General features: G+C 69.7%; 25 protein-coding genes. 12 read left to right on the top strand and 13 right to left on the bottom strand.

All coding sequences use genetic code 11. The features are described 5' to 3' along the window. The 6 genes from VGV13_00260 to VGV13_00235 form a co-directional block, all read left to right on the top strand. Positions 1-397 (top strand): hypothetical protein (locus tag VGV13_00260; GenBank protein HEV8639513.1); only part of this gene is annotated, 397 nt, incomplete at its 5' end. Position 398: 1 nt separating this feature from the next. After that, positions 399-818, top strand: coding sequence for a thioesterase family protein (locus VGV13_00255; GenBank protein ID HEV8639512.1), 420 nt, complete (start codon positions 399-401; stop codon positions 816-818). A gap of 30 nt (positions 819-848) precedes the next feature. Beyond that, positions 849-1,832 carry an ATP-binding cassette domain-containing protein gene (locus VGV13_00250; GenBank protein HEV8639511.1) on the top strand — a complete coding sequence of 328 codons (984 nt, stop codon included), beginning with the start codon at positions 849-851 and terminating at the stop codon, positions 1,830-1,832. After that, entirely contained in the window at positions 1,829-2,596 is a 768-nt protein-coding gene (locus VGV13_00245) for an ABC transporter permease subunit (GenBank protein ID HEV8639510.1), read from the top strand. Before VGV13_00250 ends, VGV13_00245 begins: the two co-directional genes overlap by 4 nt. A 1-nt stretch (position 2,597) precedes the next feature. Then, positions 2,598-4,151 carry a GldG family protein gene (locus tag VGV13_00240; GenBank protein ID HEV8639509.1) on the top strand — a complete coding sequence of 518 codons (1,554 nt, stop codon included), beginning with the start codon at positions 2,598-2,600 and terminating at the stop codon, positions 4,149-4,151. Between the two features lie 31 nt (positions 4,152-4,182). After that, a complete protein-coding gene (locus VGV13_00235; protein ID HEV8639508.1) occupies positions 4,183-5,949 on the top strand; it encodes a DUF4340 domain-containing protein in 1,767 nt (588 codons plus the stop codon). Positions 5,950-6,047: 98 nt separating this feature from the next. Here the strand turns inward: VGV13_00235 and VGV13_00230 are convergent, their stop codons facing one another. Continuing rightward, entirely contained in the window at positions 6,048-6,320 is a 273-nt protein-coding gene (locus VGV13_00230; protein HEV8639507.1) for a hypothetical protein, read from the bottom strand. A gap of 113 nt (positions 6,321-6,433) precedes the next feature. On the opposite strand from VGV13_00230, the gene VGV13_00225 reads away from it, so the two are divergent. Then, positions 6,434-7,135: an MBL fold metallo-hydrolase gene (locus VGV13_00225; GenBank protein HEV8639506.1), complete on the top strand. Its 702-nt coding sequence runs from the start codon at positions 6,434-6,436 to the stop codon at positions 7,133-7,135. A gap of 19 nt (positions 7,136-7,154) precedes the next feature. Here VGV13_00225 and VGV13_00220 read toward each other — a convergent pair whose 3' ends face one another. Next, positions 7,155-7,898: an SDR family oxidoreductase gene (locus tag VGV13_00220; GenBank protein HEV8639505.1), complete on the bottom strand. Its 744-nt coding sequence runs from the start codon at positions 7,896-7,898 to the stop codon at positions 7,155-7,157. 21 nt (positions 7,899-7,919) lie between these two features. On the opposite strand from VGV13_00220, the gene VGV13_00215 reads away from it, so the two are divergent. Further along, positions 7,920-8,513 (top strand): DUF502 domain-containing protein, encoded by a 594-nt coding sequence (locus VGV13_00215; GenBank protein ID HEV8639504.1) that lies wholly within the window; start codon positions 7,920-7,922, stop codon positions 8,511-8,513. Here the strand turns inward: VGV13_00215 and VGV13_00210 are convergent. After that, positions 8,472-9,134, bottom strand: coding sequence for an alpha/beta fold hydrolase (locus VGV13_00210; GenBank protein ID HEV8639503.1), 663 nt, complete (start codon positions 9,132-9,134; stop codon positions 8,472-8,474). The two genes, VGV13_00215 and VGV13_00210, sit on opposite strands and share 42 nt — an antisense overlap. 62 nt (positions 9,135-9,196) lie before the next feature. Here VGV13_00210 and VGV13_00205 point away from each other — a divergent pair, with 62 nt between their 5' ends. Further along, positions 9,197-9,682, top strand: a complete 486-nt coding sequence (locus tag VGV13_00205; protein ID HEV8639502.1) for a zf-HC2 domain-containing protein — start codon at positions 9,197-9,199, stop codon at positions 9,680-9,682. Between the two features lie 69 nt (positions 9,683-9,751). On the opposite strand, the gene bamD is transcribed toward VGV13_00205, so the two are convergent. From bamD to tolQ, 6 genes are all read right to left on the bottom strand, one after another. Further along, the gene (gene bamD / locus VGV13_00200) at positions 9,752-10,645 is read right to left on the bottom strand and encodes an outer membrane protein assembly factor BamD (protein ID HEV8639501.1); all 894 of its coding nucleotides are present in this window, start codon (positions 10,643-10,645) and stop codon (positions 9,752-9,754) included. Between the two features lie 14 nt (positions 10,646-10,659). Beyond that, positions 10,660-11,265 (bottom strand): peptidoglycan-associated lipoprotein Pal, encoded by a 606-nt coding sequence (gene pal, locus VGV13_00195; GenBank protein ID HEV8639500.1) that lies wholly within the window; start codon positions 11,263-11,265, stop codon positions 10,660-10,662. Positions 11,266-11,323: 58 nt separating this feature from the next. Then, positions 11,324-12,652, bottom strand: a complete 1,329-nt coding sequence (tolB, locus tag VGV13_00190; protein ID HEV8639499.1) for a Tol-Pal system beta propeller repeat protein TolB — start codon at positions 12,650-12,652, stop codon at positions 11,324-11,326. Between the two features lie 6 nt (positions 12,653-12,658). Continuing rightward, a complete protein-coding gene (locus tag VGV13_00185; protein HEV8639498.1) occupies positions 12,659-13,408 on the bottom strand; it encodes a TonB family protein in 750 nt (249 codons plus the stop codon). Positions 13,409-13,475: 67 nt separating this feature from the next. Continuing rightward, positions 13,476-13,904: a biopolymer transporter ExbD gene (locus VGV13_00180; protein HEV8639497.1), complete on the bottom strand. Its 429-nt coding sequence runs from the start codon at positions 13,902-13,904 to the stop codon at positions 13,476-13,478. Beyond that, positions 13,894-14,613 carry a protein TolQ gene (gene tolQ, locus VGV13_00175; GenBank protein HEV8639496.1) on the bottom strand — a complete coding sequence of 240 codons (720 nt, stop codon included), beginning with the start codon at positions 14,611-14,613 and terminating at the stop codon, positions 13,894-13,896. Before tolQ ends, VGV13_00180 begins: the two co-directional genes overlap by 11 nt. An 85-nt stretch (positions 14,614-14,698) precedes the next feature. Between tolQ and VGV13_00170 the strand changes: the two genes are divergently transcribed. The 3 genes from VGV13_00170 (at position 14,699) to VGV13_00160 (ending at position 18,434) form a co-directional block, all read left to right on the top strand. After that, complete coding sequence (locus tag VGV13_00170) at positions 14,699-15,451, top strand: hypothetical protein (protein ID HEV8639495.1); 753 nt, start codon at positions 14,699-14,701, stop codon at positions 15,449-15,451. Beyond that, positions 15,452-16,231 (top strand): MBL fold metallo-hydrolase, encoded by a 780-nt coding sequence (locus VGV13_00165; protein ID HEV8639494.1) that lies wholly within the window; start codon positions 15,452-15,454, stop codon positions 16,229-16,231. Between the two features lie 418 nt (positions 16,232-16,649). Then, positions 16,650-18,434, top strand: a complete 1,785-nt coding sequence (locus VGV13_00160) for a PQQ-binding-like beta-propeller repeat protein (protein HEV8639493.1) — start codon at positions 16,650-16,652, stop codon at positions 18,432-18,434. 261 nt (positions 18,435-18,695) lie between these two features. Here the strand turns inward: VGV13_00160 and VGV13_00155 are convergent, their stop codons facing one another. The 4 genes from VGV13_00155 to VGV13_00140 all read right to left on the bottom strand — a co-directional run bounded on the left by VGV13_00155 (position 18,696) and on the right by VGV13_00140 (position 22,532). Next, entirely contained in the window at positions 18,696-19,268 is a 573-nt protein-coding gene (locus tag VGV13_00155) for a DNA-3-methyladenine glycosylase (protein ID HEV8639492.1), read from the bottom strand. After that, positions 19,268-20,497 (bottom strand): pyridoxal-phosphate dependent enzyme, encoded by a 1,230-nt coding sequence (locus tag VGV13_00150; GenBank protein ID HEV8639491.1) that lies wholly within the window; start codon positions 20,495-20,497, stop codon positions 19,268-19,270. The genes VGV13_00155 and VGV13_00150 overlap by 1 nt, the downstream gene beginning before the upstream one ends. Further along, the gene (locus VGV13_00145) at positions 20,494-21,525 is read right to left on the bottom strand and encodes a glycosyltransferase (GenBank protein ID HEV8639490.1); all 1,032 of its coding nucleotides are present in this window, start codon (positions 21,523-21,525) and stop codon (positions 20,494-20,496) included. Before VGV13_00145 ends, VGV13_00150 begins: the two co-directional genes overlap by 4 nt. 92 nt (positions 21,526-21,617) lie before the next feature. After that, the gene (locus tag VGV13_00140; protein ID HEV8639489.1) at positions 21,618-22,532 is read right to left on the bottom strand and encodes a hypothetical protein; all 915 of its coding nucleotides are present in this window, start codon (positions 22,530-22,532) and stop codon (positions 21,618-21,620) included. Positions 22,533-22,658: the final 126 nt, after the last annotated feature.

The following is a 22,658-nucleotide window of genomic DNA, read 5'->3' as shown; positions in this document are numbered from 1 at the left end:
GACGCGCGTCCTCGTCGTGGCGGCGGCGACCCGGACCGACGCACTCGACCCGGCGCTCGTCGCCCCGGGACGACTCGACCACCTGATCGAGATCGCGCTCCCGGACACCGACGCCCAGCGCGAGATCCTGGACCTCGTCCGCGTGGAGACGGAGAAGAACGCCGGGCGGCAGCTCTTCGCGCCGATCGACTACGGCAAGGTGCTCCCGGTGATGGGGGGCATGAGCGGCGCCGACATCTCGGTGATCATGCGGCGGACCCTCGAGGCGAAGGTGCACGCGGCCGCCGCGGGCGGACCGCCGTCGCTCGTGACCACCGAGAACCTGCTCGAGGCGATCGACGGCTACAAGGGCGTGCGCGGGGTGGTCGAAAAGATCCGCTACGGTCAGTATCTCTGAGATGCTCGTGTCCACGAAAATCCGGGTCCGCTACAAGGACACGGACTGCATGCAGGTCGTCTACTACGGCAACTACCTCACCTACTTCGAGGTGGGCCGCGTCGAGTTCCTCCGCCAGCAGGGGCTCCCGATGTCGGTCGTGGACCGGAAGGTCCACCTTCCCGTGGTCGAGGCGGTCGTGCGCTACGTCCGCGCCGCGCGCCTCGACGACCTGCTCGAGGTCCGCTGTTGGGTGAGTGAGCACAAGCGCGCGAGCTTTCGGTTCGCCTATGAGATCCTGAGCGAGGAAGGCGAGACGGTGGCCACGGGGTCGACGCTCCACGCCTGCTTGGATCCAGCCACGAGCAAGATGATCGCGGTGCCCCCGTGGCTGCGAGACGTCGTGGCCGTCGTTCAGCCGGGGCCGAAGCCCGGTGCGTAACCCGGTGTATAATCCGTCGGTCGAACTCGTATGATCGAAGTCCAGAGCCTGACGAAGCACTACGGCCCGATCACCGCGATCCGCGACGTGTCGTTCAACGTCGCGCCGGGCGAGATCGTGGGCTTCCTCGGCCCGAACGGCGCGGGGAAGTCGACGACCATGCGCATCCTCGCCTGCTTCATGCCCGCCTCGAGCGGCACGGCTCGGATCGCGGGGCGCGACGTGCTCCGCGAGTCGCTGGAGGTCCGCAAGCGGATCGGCTACCTGCCGGAGAACGTCCCGCTCTACGGGGACCTCCGCGTGGGGTCGTACCTGGACTTCGTCGCCGAGGTCAAGGGCGTGGGGCGCGGCGAGCGCCGGCGCCAGGTCGCGGAGGTGATGGAGCGGTGCCTCATCACCGAGGTCCAGCACCGGCTCATCGGCCGGCTGTCGAAAGGCTACCGGCAGCGCGTCGGGCTCGCCCAGGCGATCCTCGGCGACCCCGAGGTGCTGATCCTCGACGAGCCCACCATCGGCCTCGACCCGCAGCAGATCGCCGAGATCCGCGCGCTCATCAAGTCGCTGGCCGGCGAGCACACCGTGATCCTCTCCACCCACATCCTGCCCGAGGTCTCGATGCTGTGCGCCGGCGTCATCATCATCAACAAGGGCGTGATCGTGGCCCAGGGCCCCATCGACACCCTGGTCGAGCAGTTCTTCCCGACGGCGCGCGTGCAGGTGGAGATCGTCGGGCCCCCGGCGGCGGTGCGGGAGGGAATGCGGCGGGTCCCCGGCGTGCTGGAGGTGCGGGACGAGGCGCTGGCGGACGGGCGGGGCACGTACGTGGTGGAGTCGGCCCGCGGGCGCGATGTGCGCGCCGAGATCTTCCAGCTGGCGGCCCAGCAGCGGTGGGAGCTGCGCGAGCTGAAGCGGGTGGGCATGACGCTGGAGGAGGTCTTCATCCGCATCGTGGCCGGCGAGGACACGGCGGAGGCGGAGGAGACGGCGGAAGCCGAGGAGGCGCCGGCGCCGTGAGGATCTGGCCGATCTTCAAGAAGGAGATGCGCCTCTACTTCACCTCGCCCATCGCCTGGGTGATCCTCACGATCTTCACGCTCATCACCGGCTACTTCTTCTACTCGATCTTCGCCTTCTTCACGCTGGCCTCGATGCAGTCCATGATGAACCCGGCCATGGGCCGCGAGCTGAACGTGACGGACAGCGTGCTGCGCCCGCTCTTCTCCAACATCAGCGTCATCCTGCTCCTGCTCATGCCGCTGGTGACGATGCGGCTCTTCGCCGAGGAGCGGCGCTCGGGCACGATCGAGCTGCTGCTCACCTATCCCGTGCGTGACGGCGCCGTGCTGATCGGCAAGTACCTCGCCGCCCTGGCGGTGTACGGCGTCATGCTGGCCGCCACGCTGGTCTATCCGGCCCTGGTCCTGTACTTCGCGCGCGTCGAGTGGGGCGTGCTGCTGACGGGATATCTGGGCCTCCTCCTGATGGGCGCGACGTTCCTGGCCGTGGGGGTCTTCGCCTCGTCGCTGACCGAGAACCAGATCGTGGCCTCCATCACCACCTTCGGGGTCCTGCTGATCTTCTGGGTCATCGGGTGGTCGGCCGACTACGTAGGCGGCGTGGTGGGACGGGTCCTGACGCACGTCTCCCTGCTCGAGCACTTCGACAGCTTCGCCAAGGGCGTGCTGGACACGAAGGACGTCGTGTACTACCTGGACTTCACGATCATCGCGCTCTTCCTCACGCTGCGCTCGCTGGAGGCTCGACGGTGGAAGGGCTGAGATGAAGCGGCTGCTCGACTGGGCGGGCTACGTGGGGATCGCCGCCCTGGCGGCGCTGGCGATCCTGAGCTGGACGCGCTCGCCGCTGCTGGGGGGGCCGCGGGGCGCCTGGCTCTGGTGGGGACTGCTCGTCGCGGGCGTCGTGCTGGTGCTGGCCTCCGCGGCCGGGCATCTCGACGACTTCCGGGGGACGCTGGGCGGCCGGACGGCCCGCTACGGCCTGAACACGGCGGTCATGGTGGTGCTGCTGCTGGGCATCATCGGGCTGGTCGAGGCCGTCTCTTACCGTCACAACGCGCGGATCGATCTCACCGAGAATCGGCGCCACAGCCTCTCGCCCCAGACCATCCAGCTCTTGAAATCGCTCAAGACCGACGTGAGCGCGGTGGCCTTCTTCCGCAGCGACCAGCCGGGCAAGCGCGTAGCCGAGGACCTCGTCAAGCAGTACGCCCGCTACTCCAACGGTCGCTTCACCTGGAAGGTGGTCGACCCCGACCGCGAGCCGGGCCTGGCCCGCCGCTACGCGGTCGAGTCGTACGGCACCGTGGTGCTCGAGACCAAGGACCGCTCCGAGAAGGTGCTGGATGCCGAGGAGGAGAAGCTCACCAACGGGCTGGTGAAGCTGACCCGGGAGGGCAAGCGCCTCGTCTACGTGGTCCAGGGCCACGGCGAGCACGAGCTCGCCAACACGGACCGGCCCGGCTTCAGCGAGGCGAAGACCGCGATGGAGCGCGCCAACTACGAGGTCAAGCCCCTGGCCCTGGCTCGGGAAGGCAAGATCCCCGACGATGCCGCGGTCGTCATCGTGGCCGGGCCGCGCACGGAGCTGCTCCAGCCGGAGTTGGACGCGCTCGACGGCTACGTCGGCCGCGGCGGCAAGCTCTTGATCATGGTCGACCCGACGATCCTGGGCGGCGCGCAGAGCGAGGGGCTCAAGCGGTTCGCGGCCAAGTACGGCGTCGACCTGGGCGACAACCTCGTCATCGAGCTGAACCCGCTCGGCCGCCTCTTCGGCATCGGGCCCGAGGTGCCCATCATCCAGCAGTACGAGGCGCACCCGATCACCCGCGATATGAGCGGCATCAGCACGCTCTTCCCGCTGACCCGCACGGTGGTGCCGGCCAGGACTCCGCCCGCCGGCGTCAGCGCGCAGCCGCTGGCGCGCACCAGCGCGGAGAGCTGGGGCGAGACGGATGGCGCCGGGCTCCAGACGGGGCAGGTGAAGCCGGACCCGCCGGATCCCAAGGGACCGCTGTCGGTCGCCGCGGTGGCGACCAAGGACAAGGCGCGCATCGTCGTGTACGGCACGTCGAACATCGCCGCCAATCAGTTCTTCAATCTGCAGGGCAACCGAGACTTCTTCCTGAACACGGTCTCGTGGCTGGCCGAGCAGGAAGACCAGATCTCGATCCGGCCGAAGGACACGCGGCAGACGCCGGTCTTCCTCACCTCGCAGCAGGCGCAGGTGGTCTTCCTCGTCCCCGTGATCCTGCTGCCCGGCCTCGTGATGGTGGGCGGGATCGTGACCTTCGTGCGGCGCCGCGCCACCAGGTAAAGGCAGGCCGTCGAGGCCCCCTCCGAATAAAATGCGCTGGCAGACGACGGCGGCCCTCGCGGTCATCCTGATCGCGTTGGGGGCGTTCTTCTACATCTACGAGATCCGGCTGGGCCCCGAGCGCGAGAAGGCCGAGAGCCGCAAGGGGCGCGTCTTCAGCGTGGAGCCCTCCGACGTCAACGAGTTGGTCCTCCAGCGCGGCGGGGAGATGGTGCGCCTCAAGCGCGAGGGCGAGGGCTGGCAGATGCTCGAGCCCGTCCGGAGCCGCGGCGAGCGCGGACCTATCGAGGAGGCGCTCACTTCGGTGGCCACGACCCGGATGGACCGCGAGATCGCCGCTCGGCCCGCCAACCCGGGCGAGTTCGGCCTCGACAAGCCGGCGGCGGAGGTGACGCTGACGCTCAAGGACGGCAAGCAGGTCGGGCTCCTGCTCGGCGCCAAGAACCCGACGGGGGTCTGGGTGTACGCGCAGGAGCGGGGCAAGCCGAACGTGTTCGTCGTCTCGGACGGCGTGCTGCGCGATGCCACCCGTCCCGTCGCCGATTTTAGAAATAAGGCGGTCCTGGCCTTCGACCGCAAGGAGGTGACGGGCTTGGAGATCGTCACCCGCGCCGAGACGCTGGCGGTGGAGCCAGCGGGCGAGCACGGGTGGAAGCTGACCCGCCCCCGCCAGCTCCCGGCCGACACCGACACGGTCGCGGAGTTCTTCGACAAGCTGGCGTCGGCCCGCATCAAGGAGTTCGTCGCCGAGGCGCCCCGCGCGCTCGAGCCGTACGGGCTCGCGCGGCCGGTGCGGGTGGCCATCCATACCGGCAAGGGCCAGGACCGGGCGACGAAGACGCTGTTGCTCGGCAACGTGGACGACAAGAAGAAGGGCGTGTATGCGCTGCGGCCCGGCGAGCCGAGCGTGCTGCTGCTGTCGGAGGACGTCTGGACCGCGCTGCCCAAGACCACCGCGGCCGTCCGGAACAAGGCGATCGTCGAGTTCGACCGCGAGAAGGTCGCGCGCCTGGAGATCGAGAGCCCCCGTGGCCGCCTCACGCTCGCGCGGGAGCAGAACCGCTGGCGGATCACCCAGCCCCAAGCGCTGCCCGCCGATCAGGTGGCGGCGGGAAGCGTATTGATGAGGCTCAGGGGGCTCAAGGCCCAGGCCTTCCTGGCCGAAGACGCCTCCGGCATCGCGCGCTACCTCGCCAGCCCCACGGTCCGCGCGACGCTCACGCTGGAGGGCGCGCCGGGCCCGCTGACGGTGCTGCTGGCGCCCTCACCCGAGACGCGCGGCGGCCAGGCGACCGCGTACGCCGCCATCGCCGGGCGCGGCCCGGTGGTGCTGGTGGAGGCCTCCGCCCTTACCGAGCTCGGGCGCTCGCTCAACGACCTGCGCGACCGCAGCCTCGTCGGCGCGCTCGAACCCAAGGACGTCAAGCGCCTGGAGGTCAAGAGCGGCGGCAAGGCCATCCTGCTCGAGCGCAAGAGCGACACGGAGTGGAAGGTCCTCGAGGGCGGCCGGGGTGCGGCCAAGAGCACGAAGGTCGACGACCTGCTGTGGGCGTTGCGCGCCCTCAAGTGGAGGGAGCTGGTCACGCCCGCGGGTGGTGAGGCGGGCCGGTACGGGCTCGACGCGCCGACGGCGGAGGTGGGGCTCTTCCGGCCCGACGGCACCGAGATCGTCACGGTCCTCGTCGGCAAGCAGGAAGGCGGGCGGCTCTACGTGAAGACCAGGACGTCCCCCGCCATCTACGCCGTCGACCCCAAGCAGCTCGAGATTCCCAAGGTCCCCGACGACTTCGGAGGCTGAGTCCGGGAGCGGCTAGTGCCGTTCCAACTATTCGCGCCTAGGAAGGCACCGTGTACGTCGTTCGTGGACAGATTTAGTATCAACAAGTTGGAACGGCACTAGTTCAGCAGCCCGATCTCCCGGTAGCGCGGGGCGACCCGCTCCGAGATCAGCCCCAGACGCTGCAGGCGGGGCATCAGGTTCTCCTGGAAGAGGAAGCTGTTGAAGGCTTTCGTCGTGGGCGAACTGGCCACGGTGTCGCGCCAGATCTTGTCGCCGTCCCAGCCCATCTCCTGCCACACGGTCTTCTTCGCCGTCTCGTAGAGCGTCTCCAGCTCGTGATGCGTGGGCTCGTAGTCGTAATCCCAGAGCGTCTCGAGCTGGTAGGTCACGCGCGCCGCCCGGCCGCCTGCTGTCCCGTCGTCATCGCCCCTGGCCTCCGCTGAACGGTCGTTCAGCCGAGCCAGTCTAGCGCACCCGGGGTCGCCGCGCTACCATATCGCTCGTGGACGAGGGGGCGATCTATCTCAGGCAGATGGAGCTGGGGCCGATGCAGAACTTCGTCTACTTCATCGGCGACCCGCTGGCCCGCGAATGCGTCGTCGTCGACCCCGCCTGGGAAATCGACACGATCGTCGACACCGCCCAGGCCGACGGCTTCGCCATCACGGGCGCGCTGGTCACCCACACCCATCAGGACCACGTCGGTGGGAGTCTCTCGGACTGGGGAATGTCCGGGCGCATTCCCGGCGTGGAAGACCTGCTGGAGAAGGTCCGGGCCAAGGTCTACGTGCACAAGGCCGAGCGCGAGTTCCTCACGGGCTTCGGCTCCGACCTCGTCAAGGTGGACAACCACGACACGCTCCAGATCGGCCGGCTCACGCTGAGCTTTCTGCACACGCCCGGCCACACGCCGGGCTCTCAGTGCTTCCTGGTCGACGGCCGGCTGGTCTCGGGCGACACGCTCTTCATCGGCTCCTGTGGCCGCACCGATCTGCCCGGGAGCGATCCCAGCGAGATGTACTACTCGCTGACGCAGCGACTGGCGGCGCTGCCCGACGATACGATCTTGCTGCCCGGCCACAACTACGGCGGCCCATCCTCCACCCTCGGCGCCGAGAAGCGCCAGAATCCGTTCCTGCGCTTCGCGTCGCTGGGCGACTTCCTCAGAGTGATGGGCGGCGGCAGCCGGATCGTCACTCCGTAATCCCGGCCGGCCGCGCCGATCACGCGCTCTCCCCTCCGTCGACGCGGAGCACCTGCCCGGTGATGTAGCGGGGGCAGGTGGCGAAGAACAGGACAGCGGCCGCCACGTCGTCGGGGCCGCCCTCGTGTCCCCCGGCGATCACCTTCCAGCGCGAGCGCGGGAAGCCGGCGGGCCTCAGCACCGCGCCCGGCGCCACGCAGTTGACGGCGATCTTCTGCGGCCGCAGCGCGACGGCGAGGTTCCGCGTGAGGACGACGAGGCCCGCCTTCGAGAGCGCGTAGGGCACGTAGCCGGGCCAGGCGCGGTCGGCCGCAACGTCGGCGATGTTTACAATGTGGCCGCCCCCGCGCGTCATCACGGCGGCCGCGGCCTGGGCGCAGAAGAACGCCCCCCGCAGATTCACGTCGAGCAGCGCGTCGTACTGGGCCGGGGTCGTGGCCGCGAAGGGCGTGCGGAAGAAGACCGCCGCGTTGTTGACGAGGACGTCGAGGCCGCCGAGCACGCGGGCCGCGCTCTTCACGAGCTCCCGCGCCGCCCGGGGATCGGCGAGGTCGACCCGCAGCGCGGCGCCGCGGACGCCGTGGGCTTCGATGTCGGCGAGGGTCCGGCGGGCGTCGCCCGTCGAGCGATGGTACCCGATCGCCACGTCCATGCCGGCGCGCGCCAGCGTCAGCGCGATGGCCCGCCCGAGGCGGATGGCGCCGCCGGTGACGAGCGCGCGGCGCCGTTTCTTGACGGGGGTGCGCCGCTGTGGTGTCATCATCGATTTGTCATGTCTACCGGCGTGCGGAACTGGTTGAAGGGCCGGCTCATCACCGGCTTCTTCGTGACCGTGCCCGCGGTGGCCACCGCCTGGCTCCTGTGGGTCTTCTGGAGCGGGATCGACGACATCTTCACGCCGATGTACGAGCGCATCTTCGGCCATCCCGTGCGGGGGCTGGGCTTCCTCACCGCGGTGGTCGTGATTCTCTTGATGGGCATCATCGCCCGGAACGTCGCCGGCCGGCGCGTGCTGGCCTGGGGGGAGCTGCTGCTCCTCAAGGTCCCGGTCTTCGGCCGGCTCTACCCATCGGTCAAGACGCTGGTGGACGCCTTCTCGCCCGAGCGCCGCAGCGCCTTCAAGGCGGTGGTCCTCGTCCAGCATCCCCGTGAAGGCGGGTACGCCTTCGGGTTCGTGACCAGCGAGGTCATGGTCGATACGCCGACCGGCAAGGTGGAGATGGTGACCACCTTCGTTCCCACCAACAACCTGTATCTGGGCGACGTCGTGCTGGTCCCGCGCGCCGACGTCATGCCGACCGGGCTGACCGTCGAGGAAGGCATCCGGATCATCCTCTCAGCCGGCACCGCCACGCCGGCTCGCCTGCCGCGCTTCTAGCCGGCGAGCCCAGCCCGCCACCGCCTCGCCCAGGGGGAAGAGCTTGCCGAAGAAGAAATGGTTCGCGCCGTCGATGACGGTGAAGGCGGCGCGCGGCAGGCTCCGCCGGAGCGCCTCGAGCGCGTCGCGCGGGCAGTACTCGTCACGGCTGCCGGCGACGATGAGCAGGGGCACGTCGATGGCCGCCAGCGCCAGGAAGGGCGCGTCGCCCATGACGGCGACCGGGGGGGCGATCAGCGCCAGCCCGGTGACCGCCGCGTCCGCGTCCTGCCGGGCCACGACCTGGGCGGCGACGGTGGCGCCGAAGGAGTACCCGGCGAGCGCCAGTGGAAGGCCGGCGCCGGTGGCCTCGCGGAGAGAGGTCACGGCCGCCTCGATGTCGCGCTGCTCGTCCCGTCCCCCGCCGTGGATCCCTGTGGAGCGGCCCACGCCCCGGAAGTTGAAGCGCAGGGTCGCGAAACCGAGCTCCCCGCAGACTTCGACGACGCGGACGACCACGGGGTTGTCCATGTCACCGCCGTAGAGGGGATGGGGGTGGCAGATCACGATCCCGCCCGACGGAGCGGCGGGCAGGCCAAGGCGGGCCTCGAGGGCCGCGCCGTCGCTGGCCGCGAGGGTCACCGCCCGCTCGGGTATCATACGCAGCAGAGAATACAGATGGGTGGTTCGTCCGTCCAACGGGTGTGCTGATCCACTACCGGACGCGACGGCGCATCGGCGCCTGGCTCGACGGCGCTCTGGGCGACCGACAGGCGCGCTCGACGGCCGCTCACCTCTCGGAGTGCGCCCGGTGCCGGCACGAGGCCGACGAGTTGCGTCGCCTCCGGACCCTCCTGCGCGGCGCTGTCCCGACGCCTCCCGCCCCGGACTGGACCGGCTTCTGGGCGGGCGTGGCGCGGGGGCTCGACGCCGACCGCCGCGCCGCCCCGGCGCCTGCCGCGTGGCCATCCTGCCGGCTCCGGTGGCGGCCACGCCTGGCGTTCGGCGGCGCGCTGGCCGCGGCGGTCCTGGTTTCACTGACGCTCTGGCAGGCCTTGTCTTCGCCTCCGGTGCCCGAGGCGGCGGTCATCGTCAGGTCGGCGAGGACGGAGTACCCGGGCGGCACGGTCATGGTGTACGCGCCTGCCGAGCAGGATATGGCCGTCGTCTGGGTCTTCGGCCTGGAATAGGTGCGCGTCGGAGTAAACACCGCTCGGAGGGGGCCGTCGAGGCCCCCTCCGATGAGCTAGCGTCTCGCCTCAGCGCTCCTTGAGCGCAGCGAGTCGTTCCCTCGCCAGCGGGGTCTCCTCGGCCTGGGGGAAATTGTCGACGAGGTACTGCAGGCGCGCCTGGGCCAGCGTGGGCTGCTTGAGCTCGATGAGCGTGATCGCTTCCTTGTAGAGCGCCGCGGGCGCCTTGTCGCCCCGCGGATAATTCGCCAGCACCTTCCTGAACTCCTGCACCGCTTGCTGCAGGGCCTTGGTCGTCTCCTCCGTCTGGCCCGCGTCGGCGTAGCCGCGGGCCAGGCCCAGTTGCGCCTCGCCGATCCAGTACTGTGCGCCGGCGGCCAGCTCATGGTCGGGGTGGCGCCGCAGGAACTCCCGGAACCCGGTGATGGCGAGGGCGTAGCTGCCCCGGCTGAAGTCGATGTACGCCGCCTGGTAGAGATCCTGTGGCTGGACGGCGCCCGTGGCCGATCGGGCGCCGGCCGGCGGCGTGGGTGACGGTGGTGCCGGTCGCGCCGTCGACACAGCGGGGGGTGCCGACGCGGGCGGTGGCGTCGCCGTCGGAGATGCGCCAGGCGCGGGCGGCGAGGTGGCGCCGCGGGGCTGGCGGCTCAACGCCTCGATCCGGGCGCTCAGATCGTCGAGGCGCGTCGACAGCGTCGTGAGCGTCGTCGCCAGTCCGTCGAGCCGCTGCCTCAGCCCGGCTGCCTGCCGCTCGTTCTCCGCGTCGCGCTGCCGCCCCTCCGCCTGCGGGGCCAGCGTGTCGACCTGGGTCTTGATCTGGCGGATGGAGTTTTGGAGCGCGGCGACGTCAGCGCGCAGCTGGACGAGGTCGTCCTGCGTCGCGGTGCCGGTGACCTCGGCCACACTCGCGCAACCGCCGGAAAGCAGCAGGACAGCGACGAGGTAGAGCGCCCGCCTCACCATCGTGGGGATGGCTCTCAGCGGGGCTTGACGAGGAAATGGTCGCGCCGATTCTTGGCCCAGCACCCTTCGCTGTGCTCCGTGCAGAGCGGCCGCTCCTCTCCGTAGCTGATGATCGTGATCCGGCTGGCCGGCACACCCTGAGAGACCAGATAGTTCATGGCCGCCTTGGCGCGGCGCTCGCCGAGGGCGAGGTTGTACTCGTTGGTGCCGCGCTCGTCGCAGTGGCCCTCGATCAAGACCAGATAGCCCTGGTTGCTCTTCAGCCAGGCCGCGTTGGCGTCGAGAATCTTCGCGTCGCCGGGCCGGACGTCATACTTGTCGAAGTCGAAGTTGATGTCCCTGAGATCGGGGATCGCGGTGAACTCCTTGGGCGCGGGCCGGGACGCGGGGGCCGCGGCGGCGGGTCCGCTCGGCTGGGTCCCGGCGCTCGGGCCGCTCTGAGCCACGGGGCCGGCCGCGCCGGCGCCGCTACTCGTGCCGCTGGGCGCGCTTCCGGCAGCAGCTCCGGCGGGCGCCGGTGCCGACGCCTGAGTCGTCGCGGGACGCTTGGCGCAGCCGGCCAGGACCACCGAAAGCACCAGGAGCGACACGACCATGCCACTCCAACGACGGCTTAGCATGACTCCTCCTTTTTCCGCTTCGCGATAGGACGGCAGACAGGAGCAACGCCTCATCGTATCACGGTAGCCGCGAGGACCAGGAGGGGCTTGTCTGCTCTCCCGGACTGCGGGTGACCGGCGTCTGCTCGGAGCCGTCGGCGAGCATCGCGTAGATGTGCCAGGCGCCCAGGCGGTTCGACTGGAAGGCGAGATGGCGCCCGTTGGGCGCCCACGACGAACCCTGGTTGTCTCCGGGGCCGGCGGTGAGCCGCCGCACGTTGGAGCCGTCGGGGCTGATCGCCCAGAGGTCGTGAGTCACTTGCCGAGAGGTGAAGGCGATCGTGTCGCCTTTGGGCGACCAGCGCGGCTGCGTGTGATAGCCGCCGGTGGTGAGCTGCCGCTGGTTGGCGCCCTCCGGGTCCATGACGAAGACGCTCGGACTTCCCGCTCGGTCGGAAACGAACGCGATCTCGCGTCCGGTGGGCGACCAGGTGGGGTCGGTGTCGATGCCGGCGTGACGCGTCAGGCGCCGGAACACGCCGGTGGCGAGGATGAGCACGTAGATCTCGGGGTTGCCGTCCTTCGAAAGTGTCAGCGCGAGCGAGCGCCCGTCCGGGCTCCAGGCCGGCGAGGAGTTGATCCCGATGAAGGCGGCCAGCGTCTGCTCCGGCCGGCGCTCGAACGGGAAGGCGCGGAACAGGTCGGGGTAACCGTTCTTGTACGAGAGATACGCCAGTGATCGGGCGTCGGGGCTCCAGACCGGCATCAGATTGATGGAGCCGTTCCGGGTGACCGGGCGCGGCCCGAACCCGTCGTAGTCGGTGACCATGATCTCCTTGGCGCCCCGCGGCCCGACGACGTACGCGATCTTCGTGTCTGCGATCCCCCGCTCACCGGTGAACTGGAGCGCGATCTCGTCGGCGATCTTGTGGGCCAGCCGCCGCGCCTGGTCCGACGGCATCTCGAACGTCTTGGTGCCGATGAGCTTCTGCTCGGGCGTGGTCAGATCGTAGAGCCGCATCTCGGCTTCGAGCCGGGCGCCCCGGATGGCCAGCAGACCGTGCACGCCGGCGTGGGCGCCGGCCGCGGCGAACTCCGTCCACGATTGCCGGAGCGCGGCGGGATCGTTGGGCGGGATCGAGCCGGTGGCCGCCACGACGCTGAAGAGCTGGGAGAAGGCGAGGTCCTGGCCCGCCACGGTGGCGAGCAGCTTGGCCACGCCGCCCGCGTCGGTGCCGGCCACGACGCTGAACTCGGGGATCGCGATGTTCAGCTTCTTGGCGCCCCCCCCGGTGACGTTGATGTAGACGTCCACGCCCTGCGCGCGGGAAGCCGGCGGCGAGCCCCCCGGCGCGATGAGCGTCACGACCAAGAGGCCGAGAACGAGAGCGCTGAGCGGTCGTCTCACGTGAAATTACCTCGTGCGGGGATCGTAAACGAACTGCAGACCCACGGTGAGCGTGGGCTTCGTGAATTCCTTGGGGAGCTCCGGAAACGGATTGGCGTCAGCGATCGCCCGGAGCGCGATCTGGTCGTAAGCGGGGTTGCCGGAGCTCCGGCCGACAGCGAGCCGGCGGATCTGGCCGTTGCGCGCGATCTCGAAGATGACTTCCGGCTGCCGGCCCGGAAGCGCGCGGCCCTCCCACTGCTCCTGGATTTTGCGTCCGATGATCTGGATGTAGTACGCGAAGGGAAAGTCCGACACGTTCAGCGTGACCGTCCCCGCGCCCTGCGGCGAACCGGAAGGCTGGCCCAGGGGCGGCGCGGGAGGGGGCGGTGGCGCGGCCGCCGTGGGCGTGGGCGACACGCGCGGGGTGGGCGCGCTCGCCACCGTCGGCAGCTCCTTGTCGCCCGGTCGCGGCAGGGCCGGCGCTCGCGAGGGGAGCGCGCGCTCGGGCAGCGCCGCTTCGCGCGTCGGCGGCGGGAGATCCTTCGGCGCCGGCAGCTCTTTGGGCGCCGGCTTCGCCGGCGGTAGCTCCGCGGCGCGCGGGGGCAGGTCCGGGGTGGGGCGCCCCTGCGGGGCGCCGACCGTGGCGATCGCCGGTACCAGGTTCACCACGTAGGTCTTCGGCTGGGCCGCGCGCCAGGCGGCGGCGCCCACGATCATGGCGACGATCAGCGCCACATGCGCGCTGGCCGACAATGCCAGGGGCAGGAAGGGCACCGGCCCGCGTCGAAGCGCAGGGCCGTGTCGCGGGCGCCACCGGAGCGTCATCGCCGCCGTGGACATCTCAGCGTTCGCGGACGGGCTCCGTCACCATGCCGAGCCGCTCGATGCCGGCCCGACGGACGCGGTCCATGGTCTCGACGACCGCGCCGTAGGAGAGGCCGGCGTCCGCCTTGAGGTAGAGCGTCTTCTCCTTCCGGTTCTTGAAGGCGTCGCGGAGCGCCGCCTCCAGCCCGCCCGCCGTGAGCCGACGCTCGTTCAGGAACAGCCCCTGGTCCTTGGTCAGCGTGAGGACCATCCGCTCCTCGACCGCGGTCGGCTTGGAGGCCGCCCGGGGCAGGTTCACGTCGATACCGCGGTACATCATCGGCGCGGTGAGCATGAAGATGAGGAGCAGCACCAGCACCACGTCGACCAGCGGGATGATGTTGATCTCGGCCAGCGGGGTGCCGATGCGGCGGGAGCCGTCGGCGTCGTCCAGTTTAAAGGCCATCTTTGGCGGTGCGCGCCACCTTGGGAACGGGGCGCATCAGGGCGTTCAGCAGATCGAGCGTGAAGCCCTCCATCTCGGCGGCCCAGTGCTTCACGCGGTTGACGAAGTAGTTGTAGGCGATGACCGCCGGAATAGCCGCCCCCAGGCCGAACGCCGTCGCGATCAGCGCTTCCGAGATGCCGGGCGCGACGACGGCGAGCGACGCCGACCCCTGCTGGCCGATCCCATGGAAGGCGGCCATGATGCCCCACACGGTCCCGAAGAGGCCGATGAAGGGTGTCGCGCTGGCCGTCGTCGCCAGGAACGGCAGGTAGCGTTCCAGGCGCGCGATCTCGTGGGTGGCGGCCCGGCGCAGCGCCCGCTGGGCCAGCTCGACGCGCTCGGAGCCGCGGCCCTCGTCGAGCTCCTCGAGTGGCTCGTCCAGTCCGCCGACTTCCTGATAGGCGGCGGCATAGAGCTGCGCCAGCGGGCTCTCCCGGTACTTCTTCACCGCCGCGTGCACGGTGGCCGAGCGGCGGCTCTCGCGGTACAGCTTGAGGAAGGCGAGCGTCTGGCGGCGCACGCGCCGGAACTGCCACCACTTCTCGACGATCAGCGCCCAGCTCACCACCGAGAAGAACAGCAGGATGGTGAGGACGATCTTGGCAACCGGTCCGGCGCTGAGAACGAGCTCGAAGACCCCGGTGTGCAGGGCATCAGTAGGGGACACGGCGGCTCCTCATGCGTTTCTTCGATAGTACCAAAATCTCCGCCATTCGTTGACTTTCCGCGCGCAGCGCCCGTATAACCGATCCGTGGCCCGCGCACTCGGCCCGCTGCTCCTCGCCCTCGCCGCCGTGCTGGCGCCGGGGGCCGACGCCTCCGACGCGCGCCGCGCTGTCGAAGCGTACGTCCGCCGCCTCCCGGGCACCCCGGTGACCGACCTCGCCCTCCGCCAGACGCTCACCGTCTATCACCCCGACGGACGCCACCCGCAATCGACGGGCGAGCAGCAACTCTACATCAAGCCCCCGCGGCGCCAGCGGCTCGAGCAGACGCTCGACGGCCAGCGGGAAATCCGGCTCACGGTCGACGACCGGACGTGGGTCCGCCAGCCCGACGGCACGACGGTGCAGACGCCGACCACCGGCGGGCGCGACCGGACGTCTCTCTTCGCGCCCTTCCGCCGCAGCGCCGCGGATCTGCTGGCCGAGTGGAGGGGGCTGGGCGTGCGCGAAGACGTGAGCCACGCCGTGCGCGTGCGGGGACGCCCCGTCACCATCATCGGCGCCGGGCCCAGCGACCCGGCGAGCCCGGCGGTGTGGCTCGACGAGCAGTACGGCGTGATCCGCGTCATCACCCGGGAGCGCCTGCTCAAGGGCGTCCGGCTCGTCGATCTGACGCTGTCCGAACACCGGCCGCTGCTGGACGGCCTCTTCTTTCCCTACCGCCAGGAACTCTTCGCCGACGGCCGCATGGTGCTGCTGGTCATCGTCCGCTCCGTCGCCGTCAACGCCAACCTGCCCGACGAGCTGTTCGACCCCGAGGCGCTGCGCCGGGGACGCTAGGTGCATTTCGCGTTCCTGGGCACCGCGGGCGCGATTCCATCGCCGGCGCGTGACACGACGTCGCTGGTGTTCGTCGCGCCCGAGGGCGCCATGCTCGTCGACTGCGGGGGCAGCCCGGTGGCCAGGCTCCGGCGCGCGGGGGCGGACCCGCTCGCGCTCACGCACGTCGTCATCACGCACATCCATCCCGATCACGCCTATGGCCTCCCCGCCCTCCTGCAGAACCTGATCCTCCTCGGGCGGCAGCGCCCGCTGACCGTCCGCTGCCGACCGGAGCACGTCGAGCCTCTCCGCCAGGTGCTGAGCGTCTTCCGTCTCTGGGAGCGCCCCGGCATGTTCCCACTCGACCTCGCCGGGATCGCGCTCGAGGAGGGGGCACGGGCGTTCGTCCTGGGGCCGCTGAGCGTGAGCACCACGCCCAACGATCACGGTTCCATGCCCAACTTCGCCGTCCGCGTGGACGCCGCGTCGGGTGGCGGGCGCGGCGTCGTCTACTCGTCGGACACCGCGCCCTGCGACCGGGTCGTCGTCCTGGCGCGCGGCGCCGACACGCTCATCCACGAGGCCACGTTTCCCCACCGCGACCGCGGCCGCTTCGGCGTGCACTCGACGGGCCGGGAGGCCGGCGAAGTGGCCGCGCGCGCCGGCGTCCGCCGGCTGATCCTCGCCCACATCGAGGCCGACTACCACGACGAGCTCGAGGCCCTCGCCGACGAGGCGGGGAAGGCCTTCGGGGGGCCGGTGGAGATCGCCCAGGAGTTCGTGCCGTACCCGTTGTAGTGCGCGCGAGAGGGTGACCGTATTCGATTCACCTTGTCGGCTCGCGGCCGGCCCCGCCGGTGCCGTCCCCGGCCCCGCCCAGCTGCCAGTCAAGGCAAGGGAGGTCAACCTCGCCGAGACACTTCACCCGATTGACAGCCATAACGGCTCGGGGCTAGGCTCCCGTGTCGTCAGACCCAACCGTCCGGCCCTTAGGGGAAGCAGCCATGCCCCTGAAATGGACTGCGCCACGCTGGTTCGAACGATCCGTGGGATTGGACTAGTGCCGTTCCAACTTGTTGATACTAAATCTGTCCACGAACGACGTACACGGTGCCTTCCTAGGCGCGAATAGTTGGAACGGCACTAGCCATATGCAGATGCGGACCGCGGCTGGGCTGTCGGCAGATGATCTTCGCACAGGAGAGGAGAGGAAACCATGAGAGGGAAGAGACTCGCGTCCTACCCGGTTCGGCTAGGCATTGCGCTGGTCTTCGTTGTCGTCTTGGCGTTGTGGCTCCTCCCGTACCTGCCCTTGGTCAAAGCTGCGGAGAACCTCGATTGGCCTCACTACGGCAACGACCTGGCCAACACGCGATTCCAGCCGGTCGACCAGATCAATCGGCACAACGTCCACAAGCTGAAGGTTGCCTGGGTGTTCCACACTGGTGTCCTTGACCCCCTAGCGGAGTTGCAGGTCTCGCCAATCGCCGTCGATGGCCGGCTCTTCGTCACCGACGGGCACGATAACCTGTTCGCCCTGGATGCGGCGACGGGCCAGGAGATCTGGTCCTTTAAGCCCCTGGAGATTCCGAACGAGATGCCGCCACTTGAGCAGTTTTCGGTCTGCTGCGGCCGGAACAACAAGGGTGTTGCTGTCGGAGACGACAAGGTCTTCCATGGCCGGCTCGACGGCGTGGTCGTGGCCTTGGACGCGGCCACGGGCGCGGTCGTGTGGAAGAACACGGTCGTCGACTTCAGGCAACGCTTTGTCATCAACAATGCCCCGCAGTTTGTGGATGGGTTGGTCATCGTTAGCCCATCGGGGGGCGAGTTCGAGGTGCGAGGCCAGGTGATCGCCTTGGACGCGAAGACCGGCAGACAAGTGTGGCGCTTCTTTACCACGCAGCCCCAGAGCTTTGCCGGGGACTCATTCCGGAGAGGGGGCGCGGCAGTATGGAACCCGCCCGCCATCGATCCGGAATTGGGACTGATTTTCGTCGTCACCGGGAATGCTGCGCCGGATGTCCTCGGCCAGGACCGAGCCGGGGACAATCTGTTTTCTGCTTCGATCGTGGCTCTCGACCTGAGAACGGGTCGGCCCCGGTGGCACTTCCAGGCAGTGCACCACGACATCTGGGACTATGACAGCGCCCAACCGGCAGTCCTGTTCCCGCTCGAAAAGGATGGGGAAAAGTTCAAGGCGCTGGGCCACTGCAGCAAGAACGGTAACTACTATATCCTCAACCGAATCACTGGCCAGCCGATATTTCCGGTGACCGAGGTACCGGTCCCGCCAGGTCCTGCTTTCCAGCATGCCGCGCCGACCCAGCCCGTGTCCTCCGTCGAGCCGTTGACGCCGTTGACTTTCGTCAGGCCTACTCCCACGCACTTTAACGGCGAGCCGATTACGCTGTCGCCGCAGTACACCCCGCCCGATGAGACGTTGCGCCTGATCGTGCCGGGCGATGACGGGGGATGCGAATGGAATCCAGCAGCCTTTAGCCCGCGTACCAAGTTCGTTTACTATGGCACCAGGTACGAGCCCACGCTCTTTCAGACGAGACCGGACAATCGAGGCCCCAATGCGGCAGGGCTCTTCCTCGGCTCCAGCTTCATCAACCGGGTTCCCGGTTCGAATCCCTTTGGCCTGTTCGGCGCAACCGACACGAGGACCGGCAAGGTGGTCTGGAAGATCGAGGTGGATCAGCCGGCCAAATCAGGGGTGGTGGTCGCCGGCGATCTGGTGTTCTTCGGGGAGGGCAACGGTAAGTTCCACGCCGCGAATGCCGAGACGGGCAAGATCCTGTTTACCTTCGATGCACCCGCGCGTGTCGCGAACGCTGGTGGAGCCGCAGCTTCTCCGATCGCCTACGTGGTGAAGGGCCGCCAGTTCATCGTGAATGCCTTTGGTGGAAACGTGCCGGATAGAAACAACTTCCCGCCCAACCCCGTCGGAGATGCCATCATCGCGTTTTCGCTACCGGAGAAGGAGAATGAATGACCGGCCCCGAGTGATCCGGGCGCGGCGGACGGAGCGTGCGCCGCTTCTGGACTGACCCGCTCGAGCGGGGAGGGCGCCGGATGCCCTCGACGGTCCGACGAGAGCTGGAGGGTGCAACTGATCCGGCAGACGCCAGCGTTCCTTGAGGTCAAGATGGACGCGGAGATCAACGCGTACCAGGAGGACGTAGGGCGGAAGGAGCCATTGCCCTCGTGACCCAGGTCAAGGCTCAAGAGTTCTGCGAGCCCCCGATTTGGTGGGTCAGCGCGACACGAACCGGCTGCGGGCGATCCAGAAGCGCAGGGGAAGGTCCGCCGCGCGGGTGATGCCCACGCGGGGACCACGAGCGATGCGGAGGTCGCGCGCCGTGTCCGGCGGCTCGATGGTGAGCCGGCCGCGCGTGAGGTCGGCGCCGTTCTCGCGCGCCGTGATGCCGAGGGCGCGCGTCAGGTTTCCCGGACCGGTGGCCAGCCGCGGCGACTGCGCGGGGACGCCGCGGCGCCGGGCCATCGCGCGGAGCCCGGCCACCGGCTCCAGCGCGCGGAGGAGCACGCAGCCCGGCCGGCCCGCGCGCTCCGTGATGGCGTTCAGGCAGTGGTGCATCCCGTAGTTGAGGTAGACGTAGGCGAAGCCGCCGTCTCCGTAGAAGAGCGCATGGCTGCCGGGGCGGAAGGCGGCGTGCGACGCCGCGTCCTCGGGGCCGAGATAGGCTTCGGTCTCCACGATGCGGCCGGCGGTCAGCCTGCCGCCGATCCGCGAGACCAGGATGCAACCCAGGAGACCGCGCGCAACGGCGCGCGGGGGGCGGAGATAAAACCGCCGGGGCAGCGGCACTAGACGCCGAGACGCTCGCGGACGAGTTTTTCGAGCGACTCGGAGTCGAACGCCACGCCCTGCCGGCTCGGCGGCTCCGCCTCGGTCTTCAGTCCGGTCTCGCTCACGATCACGCAGATCGTCTGCGCGGGATCGAGCTGCTTCTGCGCGAGCAGGCGGGTGAGGACGGCCAGGGCCGCCACGCCGGTGGGCCCCGCCCAGATGCCTTCCGTCCGCGCCAGCGTGCGCTGGGTGGCCAGGATCTCCTCGTCCCCGGCGTCGCCGGCGAGGCCGCCGAGCTGGCGCAGCAGGCGCAGGGTCCACTCGCCCTTGCGGCCGGGATTGCCGGCGGCCAGTCCCTCGGCGACCGTGTAGCCGATCTTCAGCGGCGTGATCGGCCCCCGCTCGCGGAACGCGCGGGCGATGGCGTTGGCACCCGTCGCCTGGGCCGCGACCATCAGCGGTAGGCGGGGGATCCACCCGGCCTCGTGCATCTCCCGAAAGCCGCGCGCGGCGGCGATGAACGTCTCGCCCACGGCGACGGGCGCCACCACGACGTCCGGCGGCCGCCAGCCGGTCTGCTCGGCGACCTCGTAGGCCAGCGTCTTCTTGCCCTCGTGCTTGTAGGCGTTGCGAGAGGCCCCGCAGTCGAAGAACAGGCGCTCCTCCACCAGCCGGTCCCAATGGGTGATGAGGTCGTCGTAGACGCCCCGGTAGATGACGAGGTCGGTGGTGGTCGCGGCCATGTGCAGGAGTTTCGGCGCCGAGGCGCGCTCGTAGGCGAAGACGAGCGAGCGCAGTCCCGCCCGCGCCGAGTAGGCGGCGATGGACGAGCCGGCGTTGCCGGAGCTCACCACCGAGGTCGCGCGAAAGCCGAACTGGCGCGCGGCGGCGATCGCGGTAGCCGAGGACCGATCCTTCACGGTGCCGGTCGGGTTGGGGCCCTCGAACTTGATCAGGAGACGCCTGACGCCGAGCTGGGCGGCCAGCCGGGGGCAGTCGAGCAGCGGCGTGCCGCCTTCGCCGAGCGTGATGCGGTGCGCCGGATCGGCGATGGGCAGCACCGGCGCGTAGCGCCAGAGTCCGGTGCCCGTGAAGAGCGCGGGACCGCGCCCGCGCAGGACGTCGAGGTCGTAGCGGAGCTCGAGCAGGCCCTGGCACTTGGCGCACTCCAGCCGGTAGCCGAGCGGATAGCTGGCGCCGCAGTCGATGCAGGTGAGGTTCTGAGCGAGCGAGTCCGTCGACGTCATCTTGGCCGGGGGGGCGCCGCCGCGCCCGACGTTCGGGCCGTCGCTCCGAGGCGCTGGTCGATGAGCGGTAGCATCTCCTCGATGCGGTGGCGCAGCGTGTGCTCGCCCAGGGCGCGGCGTCGGGCGTTTTCTCCGATCGCGCGGGCCTCCTGGGGGTGGGCGAGATAGTAATCGAGGTGCCGGCGGAGCTCGCCGAGATCGTGGTAGACGAGGATCTCCTCTCCGGGTTTGAAGAGATCCGTCAGGTCCTCCTTGAAGTTGGCCACCTGGCAAGCGCCCGCCGCCGCGAGCTCGAACGTCCGGTTGTTGGTGCCCACGATGTCGTTCATCGGATGATGGTGATTCAGCGAGAGCGTCGAAGCCGAGTAGACGAGCAGCTTCTCCCGGCCCCACACCGGGCCGCCGGCGACCATCCGTCGTACCATCGGGTCCTCCGCCCGCTGCCAGCCGGAGCCCCAGATCCGGAGGGGATAGTCGGCCAGCGCGCGCACGAAGCGCTCGCGGTAGGGATAGCGGCTGCCGACGAGCGAGACGGGCGCGCCGTACCGCGCGCGCTCGTCGGCGGTGGGCGTAACCGGATGATGGTCGGCCGGGATGCAGTAGAGCGGCAGGTAATGGACGTTGGTAAGGCCGACCTGCCGCAGGCTGCCCAGCGCGTAACGATCCTTGGTGAAGAACAGGTCGTAGGGCTCGATGCACTCGAAGGGGATCATCCAGAGCGGGTTGTCGAAGAAGACGTTGATGAAGAGCGCATCGATCCGGGCCCTCACGCGTCGGATGGCGCCCGGCGCGATGGGCCCGCCCTTGACCACCAGGACGACGGATGGTCGCCAGCTCGTGCACGCCCGCTCCAGCCGACCCAGGATGAAGCGCTGGTAGAGCGCCTTGGTCCCGCGGTTCTTGTAGAGGGGGTTGTCGCGGCGGTAGGCGAAGGTGCGGACCTCGTGGCCGAGGGCGCGCAGCTCGTCGGCGAAGTCCATTCCCGCGAGCCCCGGCCGCTCGAATGGAAGGACGATCAGCCAGCGCATCGCCAGTAGCGTAGCACGGGCTGCCGCGACCATGGCCCGCGCCGTCCAGGCGGCGCGGGGTACGTCGCCACGTGAGCGCGCGGGGGACCGGGCTAGGCGACGGCGGAGGTCGCCATCGCCTGCCGGAAGCGCGTGGCGAACAGCGGGTCGGAGAGCGCGGCGGTAGCCACCAGCACCGCGTCGGCGCCTTCCTGGAGCAAGTGTCGCGCGCGCTCGGCCGTGGTCACGCCGCCGACGGCCAGCACCGCCCGGTTCCAGACGCCCGCCTTGCGCCACGCCAGCATCTCCTCGACCTGGCGCGAGCACACCGGGTAGGTGGCGGCACCGACCACGTAGGCCCACTCGCGCCCGCTGCCCTCGAAGGCGACGTTGCCGTCCTCGTCGAGGACACGGCGCGGGACACCGTGGACGAGCACGAAGCCGTGCGTCCAGGGCGCCAGCTTCGTCGCCGTCTCGTGCAGCGCCCGCGGGCTGCGGAAGAGGCCGAGCTTGGCCAGCACGGGGACCGACACGCCGGTCCGGATGCGATAAAGGATCTGCGCCGCCAGCGGCAGATGCTCGTACACCATCTGCCCGGGCTCGCCGAAGACGTTGGGGACGGCGAGGTGGACCTCGATGGCGTCGGCGCCGGCCTCCGCCGCCCAGACCGCGCAGCGCGCGTAGTCGTCGATGAGCGCCTCCATGCCCGCCTCCTGGTCGGGCGTGCCCACCACGCTGACGACCAGGATCTGGCCGGGCCCCAGGCGCTCCTTGGCGCGGCGGACGTCCTTGCGCCACACCTCCGGCTCCATCGACGGCAGGCCCAGGGAGAACGCGATGGTGGCGCCGTCGACCGGCGACCGCCGCGCGGCGATCGCCACCTGGTCACGGGTTTCCACGTAGCGGATGTTGGGCAGGCTGTGCGCCGGCTGCATCCGGGAACGGACGGTGGCGTAGGTGAGCACGTCGAACCCCAGGCGGGCGTACCCCTCGACCCACTTCGAGTTGAGCAGGGGCCCGGCGGCCACGCCGAGCGGAGAGTTCAGGGAGTAATCGAAGAGGTGGCCGCCCCGCCCGGGAGGGAGCCGGCGGACACGCGGGAGGGCGGGGGCGTGAGCGTAGTTCCAAGCATAGGAGCGGTCGAGCCGGTAGAC

This window comes from Candidatus Methylomirabilota bacterium, assembly GCA_036001065.1.
Lineage (GTDB): Bacteria > Methylomirabilota > Methylomirabilia > Rokubacteriales > CSP1-6 > MNEF01.
This window is presented reverse-complemented; position numbering and strand designations above follow the sequence as displayed.